We start from the raw sequence: 8,061 nt of genomic DNA, 5'->3' as shown, positions 1-8,061 counted from the left end.
ACAAGGCCCCCCGGCCTGTGCGACCCGCTTCTCGCGTGTCGGCGCGGGTCTCGCGCGGGGCGTGGCTCGGCGGGGGTCAGCTCGCGGCCGGCGTCCGGTGGCGGCCCGCCGCCGCGGCGGCCAGGCGGCCGAGCGCCTCGTCCTTCGCGCACGGGTGCGCGCCGAGCGCCGTCTGACGGGCCACGATCGCCCGCTCCGAGCGCATCAGCCGCCAGCCCCGGCGGAGCAGGAACGGCACCGACTTCCGGCCCTCGCGCAGGTCGCGGGCGAGCCGGCGGCGGAAGGTCGTCGAGGGGCGGCCGCGCAGGCAGAGCGCGTCGGCGAGGACGTCGAGCTCGCGGCAGCGGCTCACGATCTCGGCGGCGAAGATGCCCTCCGCGACGAAGAGCGGGGTCCGCTCGATGTCGAGGCGGTCCCGGCCGACCCGGGAGCTGGTCGCGATGTCGTACACGGGGACCTCGGTCCGCCCCGTACGGCAGAGCTCGATGATCGCGGCGACGGCGGCGTCCGCGTCCCAGGAGCGTGGGGAGTCCCAGTCGACGTCCGAGGTGCCGTCGACGATCGGGAGCGACGGGTCGTCGCACTCCTTGTAGAAATCGTCGAGGCGCAGGACCGGAAGGCCTGCCACGGCGGCGAGGGACGACTTGCCGGAGCCGGACGGGCCGGAGAGCAGGACGACGCGGGTGGGAATCGGGAGGGCGCTCACGGAACACCAGTGTGAACCATTCCCCCGTCCAGGGGAGTACCGGAGAAGGCCGTTGGTATCGAGCATCACACCCCCACTACGCTCGGTGCCCGTTCCCTCACCCCCTGGAAGGACCATCATGGCGCGTCACGCAGAAGACCGGACCCCCCGTCGCAGTGCCCTGCTGAAGGCCGGTCTCACCGTCACGGCGGCGGGCGCCGCGCTGGTCGGCGGGGGCGCGGCGGCCCAGGCCCTGGCCCCGGTGCCGCTGCCGGTCGACTCGCTGACCCGGACGGACGCGTCGGCGGCCGGGGCGGGCGCGCTCGCCGGCGTCACCCACGGCGTGGGCCCGCTGACCCGCCTCCAGCTGGACCCGCTGGCCAACACGGGCGTCGACCCGCTCGACAACGGCCTCGGCACCCAGGTCGCCGACTTCAAGCCGGTCGGCACGGGCCTCGTCACCGACCACCTCACGAAGGGCGGAGCGGTCGCGGACCTGCCGGTGGCGGGTCCGCTGACGCAGCAGCTGCTCCCTTAGGCGCGCCCCGGAACGCCGGACCTCAGTCGCGGACCCGGCGCAGCCAGGCCACCGCCGCGCTCGGCTGCTTCAGCCGCGCGCGCCAGGCGCCGTCCCCCCGCTTCACGTGGACGAGGATCGTGCCCCCGGGGATCGGCAGGGCCTCGCGGCGCCGGCCGATCTCGTTGATGTACGGGAAGCGGGAGCGCGGGAGCTTGATCGGGTCCTTGTGCTTCGTCAGGTCGTACGAGTCGACGATGAAGTTGCTGTCGCCCCGGTAGTGGAAGGCGACGTCGGTCGCCTCGCCCGTGTGCAGCAGGACGTCGGGACCCCAGGACTCCAGGGTGTCCTCCGTCAGGCGGCGGGCCGCCGCGAGCGGCAGGACGCGGGCGTGCCAGGGACCGCCGGCCGTCAGCTTCAGGCGCAGCCGGCCGCCCGGCGGGACGACGGCGAGGAGGCGGCCACGCCAGTCCTTCATCGAGCTGTTGACGAGGAGGTCGTCCTCCTTGTTGGCCTGGGTGAGGGTCCAGACGGCCGTGTGCCCCTCGGTCTGGACGGCGAGGTCGACGAGGACGGGGCCGGGCGGGAGTCCCTCGACGGAGAGGACGTCGTTGCCGGAGCCTTCGAGGGTGTGCGGCTCGAAGAGGTTGTCCTCGTACGGCCAGTCCGCCGCCTCCGGGAGGGACGCGGGCGGGAGTACGGGGCCGGGGCCGGGTGCCGACGCCTGTGCCGGGACCTGTGCCGGCGGGGACGCCGTCTTGGAGGCCGCAGGAAGGGCCGCGGGCGCCTGCGGCGCCGGGAGCGCGTCCGCCGGCTCGGGGAGCGTGTCCTCCGGCCCTGGGAGCACGTCCGCCGGCTCGGGGAGGGTGTCCTCCGGCCCTGGGAGCACGTCCGCCGGCTCGGGGAGCGCGTCCTCCGGTTCCGGGAGGGCCTCGGTGGGGGCCTCGACCCCGTGGTCCACTGCCAGGCCGGTCAGCCCGTCGACGTACCCCTGGCCCACCGCCCGGAACTTCCAGCCGCCCGCGCGGCGGTACAGCTCCGCGAGGACCATCGCCGTCTCGTCGCCCGCGTCCGTCACCTCGTACGCCACGACGGCGGCCCCGTCGGGCCCGGACACCCGCACGGAGAGCCCGCGCGCGTCCCGCAGGGCGCCCTCGTCCGTGGACGCGACGAGGAGGACGCGGTCCACGGCCTCCTCGACGGCGGCGAGGTCGGCGGCGAGCACCACCGTGCCGTCCGCGTCCTCGGCCAGCCGTACCGCGCCCGAGGCGTGCACCGGCGCGCCGGGGAACACGATGTCGGCGTCTCCCCGGACCCGGCCCTGGCCGGTGACGAGCAGTGCCGCCACGTCGATGCCCGTCCCGACGGCGACGCGCAGCGCGGCCGTCGGGACGAAGGCGTTGTCTCCCTTGATCAATCCCCTGAGCATGTGCGGATCTTGCGTGCGGTGACCGCACACGCGCAAGGGGCGGACCCTAGTACGAGGAGCCGCTCGCGCCCAGCGAACCCGTGGGGTGCCAGACGGTCTTGGTCTCCAGGAACGCGGTCATGCGGTCCGTGCCGGGGGACTCGGCGAAGTCCTCGGTACGGGGACGCAGCACGCGCTTCAGGTTGTCCGCCGCCGCGATCTCCAGGTCCCGGGCCAGGTCGGCGTCCGCGCCCGTGAGGTCGATCGCGTTGACGTCCTGGTGGGCCGCGAGGTGCGGGCCCATCTCGGAGGCCTTGCCGGAGAGGATGTTGACCACGCCGCCGGGGAGGTCGGAGGTGGCGAGCACCTCGCCCAGGGAGAGGGCGGGGAGCGGGGACTTCTCGCTCGCGACCACGACGACCGTGTTGCCCGTCGCGATCGCCGGGGCGATCACCGAGACCAGGCCCAGGAAGGAGGACTCCTGGGGGGCGATCACCGTGACGACGCCGGTCGGCTCCGGCGAGGAGAGGTTGAAGTACGGGCCGGCGACCGGGTTGGCGCCGCCGACGACCTGGGCGATCTTGTCGGTCCAGCCCGCGTACCAGACCCAGCGGTCGATCGCCGCGTCGACGACCGCCGCCGCCTTCGACTTCGACAGGCCCTCCGCGTCCGCGACCTCGCGGACGAACTGGTCCCGGCGGCCCTCCAGCATCTCGGCGACGCGGTAGAGGATCTGGCCGCGGTTGTACGCGGTCGCGCCCGCCCAGCCGCCGAAGGCCTTGCGGGCGGCGACGACCGCGTCGCGCGCGTCCTTGCGGGAGGAAAGCGGGGCGTTCGCCAGCCACTTGCCCTTCGAGTCGCTCACCTCGTACACCCGGCCGCTCTCGGAGCGGGGGAACTTGCCCCCGACGTACAGCTTGTAGGTCTTGAAGACGCTCAGGCGCGTCACGGAAGACTCAGACATCGAGGTACGCCTCCAGGCCGTGGCGACCGCCCTCGCGGCCGAAGCCCGACTCCTTGTAGCCGCCGAAGGGCGAGGTCGGGTCGAACTTGTTGAACGTGTTGGCCCAGACGACACCCGCGCGGAGCTTGTTGGCGACCGCGAGGATGCGGGAGCCCTTCTCCGTCCAGATGCCGGCGGACAGGCCGTACTGGCTGTTGTTGGCCTTCGCCACGGCCTCGTCCGGCGTGCGGAAGGTCAGCACCGAGAGGACCGGGCCGAAGATCTCGTCGCGGGCGACCGTGTGGGCCTGCGTCACGCCGGTGAAGAGCGTCGGGGCGAACCAGTAACCGGCCGACGGCAGCTCGCAGGGGGCGGTCCAGCGCTCCGCGCCCTCCGCCTCGCCGCGCTCGACGAGGGAGGTGATGCGGGCCAGCTGCTCCGAGGAGTTGATGGCGCCGATGTCGGTGTTCTTGTCGAGCGGGTCGCCGAGGCGGAGCGTCGACAGGCGCCGCTTCAGGCTGTCCAGCAGCTCGTCCTGGACCGACTCCTGGACGAGGAGGCGCGAGCCCGCGCAGCAGACCTGGCCCTGGTTGAAGAAGATGCCGTTGACGATGCCCTCGACGGCCTGGTCGATGGGTGCGTCGTCGAAGACGATGTTGGCGCCCTTGCCGCCCAGCTCCAGGGTCAGCTTCTTGTCACTGCCCGCGACGGAACGCGCGATGGCCTTGCCCACGGCGGTCGAGCCGGTGAAGGCGACCTTGTTGACGTCCGGGTGCTCGACGAGCGCGGCGCCGGTCTCCCCGTAACCGGGAAGGATGTTGACGACGCCCTTCGGCAGCCCGGCCTGGCGGCAGACGTCCGCGAAGAACAGGGCGGAGAGCGGGGTCGTCTCGGCGGGCTTGAGCACGACGGTGTTGCCCGTCGCGAGCGCCGGGGCGATCTTCCAGGCCAGCATGAGCAGCGGGAAGTTCCAGGGGATGACCTGGCCGGCCACGCCCAGCGGACGCGGGTTCGCTCCGAAGCCGGCGTGGTCGAGCTTGTCGGCCCAGCCCGCGTAGTAGAAGAAGTGCGCGGCGACCAGCGGGAGGTCCGCGTCGCGGGTCTCCTTGATCGGCTTGCCGTTGTCCAGGGTCTCCAGGACGGCCAGCTCGCGGCTGCGCTCCTGGATGATCCGGGCGATGCGGAAGAGGTACTTGCCCCGCTCGGCGCCCGGCAGCGCCGACCACTTCTCGAAGGCCTTGCGGGCGGCCTTCACCGCGCGGTCGACGTCCTCGGCGCCCGCCTGGGCGACCTCGGAGAGGACCTCCTCGGTGGAGGGGGAGACGGTCTTGAAGACCTTGCCGTCGGCCGCGTCGACGAACTCGCCGTCGATGAAGAGGCCGTAGGAAGGAGCGATGTCGACGACGGACCGGGACTCGGGCGCCGGCGCGTACTCGAATGCAGATGCCATGTTGATCAGTCCACCGTCACGTAATCGGGGCCGGAGTAGCGGCCGGTAGCCAGCTTCTGGCGCTGCATGAGCAGGTCGTTGAGCAGGCTGGAGGCGCCGAAGCGGAACCAGTGGTTGTCCAGCCAGTCCTCGCCCACGGTCTCGTTGACGAGCACCAGGAACTTGATCGCTTCCTTGGTGTTGCGGATGCCGCCGGCCGGCTTCACGCCGATCTGGACGCCGGTCTGGGCGCGGAAGTCGCGGACCGCCTCCAGCATGAGGAGGGTGTTCGCCGGGGTGGCGTTGACCGCGACCTTGCCGGTCGAGGTCTTGATGAAGTCCGCGCCGGCCATCATGCCGAGCCAGGAGGCGCGGCGGATGTTGTCGTACGTGGAGAGCTCGCCGGTCTCGAAGATCACCTTGAGGCGCGCGCGGTCGCCGCACTCCGCCCGGATCGCGGCGATCTCCTCGTAGACCTTCAGGTAGTGGCCGGCGAGGAAGGCGCCACGGTCGATGACCATGTCGATCTCGTCGGCGCCCGCGGCGATCGCGTCGGCGGTGTCCGCGAGCTTCACGGGGAGCGCGGCGCGGCCGGCCGGGAAGGCGGTGGCGACGGAGGCGACCTTGACGTCCGTGCCCGCGACGGCGGCCTTGGCGGTGGCCACCATGTCCGGGTAGACGCAGACGGCGGCCGTCTTCGGGGTCGTGCGGTCGGTCGGATCGGGGTTGACGGCCTTGGCGGCGAGCGCCCGGACCTTGCCCGGGGTGTCCGCGCCTTCGAGCGTCGTCAGGTCGATCATGGAAATGGCCAGGTCGATGGCGTACGCCTTGGCCGTGGTCTTGATCGAGCGGGTGCCGAGGGATGCGGCGCGCGCCTCCAGGCCGACGGCGTCGACGCCGGGCAGCCCGTGGAGGAAGCGGCGCAGCGCACCGTCGGACGCGGTCACGTCGGCGAATGCGGATGCTGCGGATGCAGTGGTGGGCATGGTCACCAGTCGAGCATATCTACGCGCGTAGCGACCTGTACAGGGGAGCCCTTCGGTCGAGCCCGAGGTCACATCAGCAGCTATGGGGGCAGTGACGCCTGTCACACGCCTGTGACGTGGAGCGGACCGGTCCCGCATACAAGATCTTTAGATTTTTATCAGCAGCCAGCCAGACCTCACCGGAACCAGTCGGACCGAGAAAAAGCGGCATGCGACTCACCTACCCATTGACCTGAACACCACAGGAGTCGTTATGCGCACCGCCCTTCGCACCGCCGTCGCCACCGCCGTCGTCGCGGGTGTCGCGATCACCCCGGCCCTCACCGCGGGCGCCGCCTTCGCGGCCACCCCGGCCCCGGCCGCGACCAGCACGACCGGTACCACCGCTACCGATGCTGCGAAGGCGGATTCTCCGGCCACCGGGACGCCGAAGGCGACCGCTGGGACCACGGCCCCGGCGGCCACGGCACCGGCCGCGAAGGCCACGGCCACGACGGCCCCGAAGACGACGGCGCCGGCCACGACCGCGCCGGCCACGGCCGCGCCGGCGACCGGCACCTACGTCCGGACCGTGGCCCTCGCCAACGGCGACCAGGCAAAGATCTTCAAGGTCTCCGCGGCCCACTACCGCGCCGAGGTCGTCCGGCAGGGTGAGCGGGTCGGCACCGTGGACGCCGCCGGCGAGGCGGCCGTCGGCAAGTGGGGCGACATGTACGTCGTCCTCTTCCCGAACGGCGAGGCGTACTCCTGGAAGGGCAACCGCACCCCGGTCCGCGCCGCCACGGGCACGTACGAGCTCGCGAACGGCGCCCGCGTGGAGCTCACGGAGAAGTCCGGCCGCCACGTCCTCACGGGCAACGGCGAGCTGCTCGCCGTGGTGAGCGGCGTCCGCCAGGTCGCCCGGTTCGGCGGCAACGTCATCGTCATGGACGTGGACGGCGGCTTCGCCGCCTACGTCCCCGGCTCCGCCAGGCAGGCCGCCCCGAAGCTCCTCACCGCGAGCGGCTACGTCCGCACCGTGGCGCTTCCCACCGGCGGCGAGGCCCGGATCCACCGCGTCTCCGAAGGCCACCACCGCGCCGAGCTGTTCTACAAGGGCAGGAACGTCGGCACCCTCGACGCCGACCACTGGTCGGTCGCCGCCAACAACAACGGCGCCTTCTTCGTCCTCAACGCCGACGGCAGCACCCACGGCTGGGTCGGCAACTACATCCACGCCAAGCCGGGCCAGTACAAGCTGGCCAACGGCGTCCGCCTGGAGGTCGTCGAGAAGGACGGCCGGTGGGGCCTCCAGCAGATCCGCCTCGGCCACGGCACGGGCGTCTCCTACGTGAAGGGCGACCGCACGGTCTACCGCTTCACCGGCGGCGGCCTCGTCGTCCTGGAGCAGGGCGGTGGCCTCGCCGCCTACATCCCGGGCTCGGCCCGACAGTCCGCCCCCGTGCCGTACACCCGTGACGACCAGTGCACCGTCACCACGACCGTCAGCATCGGCGCGGGCACCGAGGCCGAGCTCACCATGAGCCCGAACGGCCCGACCGCCACCTTCCACGACGCCGGCGACGACACCCCGGTCTTCTCGAAGCTCGACCGCAAGCACCCCGCGCTGCCGAAGGACGCCGGGATCATCGCCCGCATCGACAACCCCTTCGGCGCCACCCCGACGCTCTACACCAAGGTCGAGGGCGGCGTCGGCAGCAAGGGCGGCTCGCAGGCCTTCCCGAAGCTGCCGAAGGGCTGCACCCTCAACCCGGTCACGGGCGGCACCACCGTCCCCACGGGCAACAACGGCAACACGGGCACCTCCGGCAACACCAGCAACACCGGCAACACCGGCTCCACGGGCACCACCGGCGGTCAGACCTCCGTCGTCCCGCAGGGCGGCGTCGCGGCCGGCGCCGAGCTCGGCACCTCCGACACCGACTCCACGGTCCTCTACGCGACGGGCGCCGGTGCGGCCTCCCTCGCCGCCGCGGGCCTCGGCTTCGTCGTCCTCCGCCGCCGGGCCGGCGCGCGCGGCTGACCCACCGCCCCGAGCTGACCCACCGCCCCGAGCTGACCCACCGCCCCGAGCTCACCCACGCCCCGGCCGG

At 72.6% G+C, this 8,061-nt stretch carries 7 protein-coding genes; 2 read left to right on the top strand and 5 right to left on the bottom strand.

Features of this window, described 5'->3' with window-relative positions:
- Positions 1–76: 76 nt before the first annotated feature.
- The gene (locus AB0G79_RS33200; protein WP_360813193.1) at positions 77–772 is read right to left on the bottom strand and encodes an ATP-binding protein; all 696 of its coding nucleotides are present in this window, start codon (positions 770–772) and stop codon (positions 77–79) included.
- Positions 773–824: 52 nt separating this feature from the next.
- Here AB0G79_RS33200 and AB0G79_RS33195 point away from each other — a divergent pair, with 52 nt between their 5' ends.
- Positions 825–1,223, top strand: a complete 399-nt coding sequence (locus AB0G79_RS33195) for a hypothetical protein (protein ID WP_360813191.1) — start codon at positions 825–827, stop codon at positions 1,221–1,223.
- A 22-nt stretch (positions 1,224–1,245) separates the two neighbouring features.
- Here AB0G79_RS33195 and AB0G79_RS33190 read toward each other — a convergent pair whose 3' ends face one another.
- From AB0G79_RS33190 to deoC, 4 genes are read right to left on the bottom strand one after another with little or no spacing between them, the layout of a single operon-like run.
- The gene (locus tag AB0G79_RS33190) at positions 1,246–2,631 is read right to left on the bottom strand and encodes a TerD family protein (RefSeq protein WP_360813189.1); all 1,386 of its coding nucleotides are present in this window, start codon (positions 2,629–2,631) and stop codon (positions 1,246–1,248) included.
- Between the two features lie 46 nt (positions 2,632–2,677).
- Positions 2,678–3,574 carry an aldehyde dehydrogenase family protein gene (locus AB0G79_RS33185; RefSeq protein ID WP_360813187.1) on the bottom strand — a complete coding sequence of 299 codons (897 nt, stop codon included), beginning with the start codon at positions 3,572–3,574 and terminating at the stop codon, positions 2,678–2,680.
- Positions 3,567–5,003, bottom strand: a complete 1,437-nt coding sequence (locus AB0G79_RS33180; RefSeq protein ID WP_360813185.1) for an aldehyde dehydrogenase family protein — start codon at positions 5,001–5,003, stop codon at positions 3,567–3,569. Before AB0G79_RS33180 ends, AB0G79_RS33185 begins: the two co-directional genes overlap by 8 nt.
- 5 nt (positions 5,004–5,008) lie before the next feature.
- Positions 5,009–5,968: a deoxyribose-phosphate aldolase gene (gene deoC, locus AB0G79_RS33175; protein ID WP_360813183.1), complete on the bottom strand. Its 960-nt coding sequence runs from the start codon at positions 5,966–5,968 to the stop codon at positions 5,009–5,011.
- Positions 5,969–6,221: 253 nt separating this feature from the next.
- Between deoC and AB0G79_RS33170 the strand changes: the two genes are divergently transcribed.
- Complete coding sequence (locus tag AB0G79_RS33170) at positions 6,222–7,991, top strand: hypothetical protein (protein WP_360813181.1); 1,770 nt, start codon at positions 6,222–6,224, stop codon at positions 7,989–7,991.
- Positions 7,992–8,061 lie beyond the last annotated feature (70 nt).

It is taken from the genome of Streptomyces sp. NPDC020807, assembly GCF_040641575.1.
Classification (GTDB): Bacteria; Actinomycetota; Actinomycetes; order Streptomycetales; family Streptomycetaceae; genus Streptomyces.
This window is presented reverse-complemented; position numbering and strand designations above follow the sequence as displayed.

What these genes read in the sequence shown, in the direction of transcription:
- deoC (WP_360813183.1), bottom strand. Translation starts at nt 5,968, where the DNA reads ATGCCCACCACTGCATCCGCAGCATCCGCATTCGCCGACGTGACCGCG.
- AB0G79_RS33190 (WP_360813189.1), bottom strand. Translation starts at nt 2,631, where the DNA reads ATGCTCAGGGGATTGATCAAGGGAGACAACGCCTTCGTCCCGACGGCC.
- AB0G79_RS33180 (WP_360813185.1), bottom strand. Translation starts at nt 5,003, where the DNA reads ATGGCATCTGCATTCGAGTACGCGCCGGCGCCCGAGTCCCGGTCCGTC.
- AB0G79_RS33195 (WP_360813191.1), top strand. Translation starts at nt 825, where the DNA reads ATGGCGCGTCACGCAGAAGACCGGACCCCCCGTCGCAGTGCCCTGCTG.
- AB0G79_RS33185 (WP_360813187.1), bottom strand. Translation starts at nt 3,574, where the DNA reads ATGTCTGAGTCTTCCGTGACGCGCCTGAGCGTCTTCAAGACCTACAAG.
- AB0G79_RS33170 (WP_360813181.1), top strand. Translation starts at nt 6,222, where the DNA reads ATGCGCACCGCCCTTCGCACCGCCGTCGCCACCGCCGTCGTCGCGGGT.
- AB0G79_RS33200 (WP_360813193.1), bottom strand. Translation starts at nt 772, where the DNA reads ATGCTCGATACCAACGGCCTTCTCCGGTACTCCCCTGGACGGGGGAAT.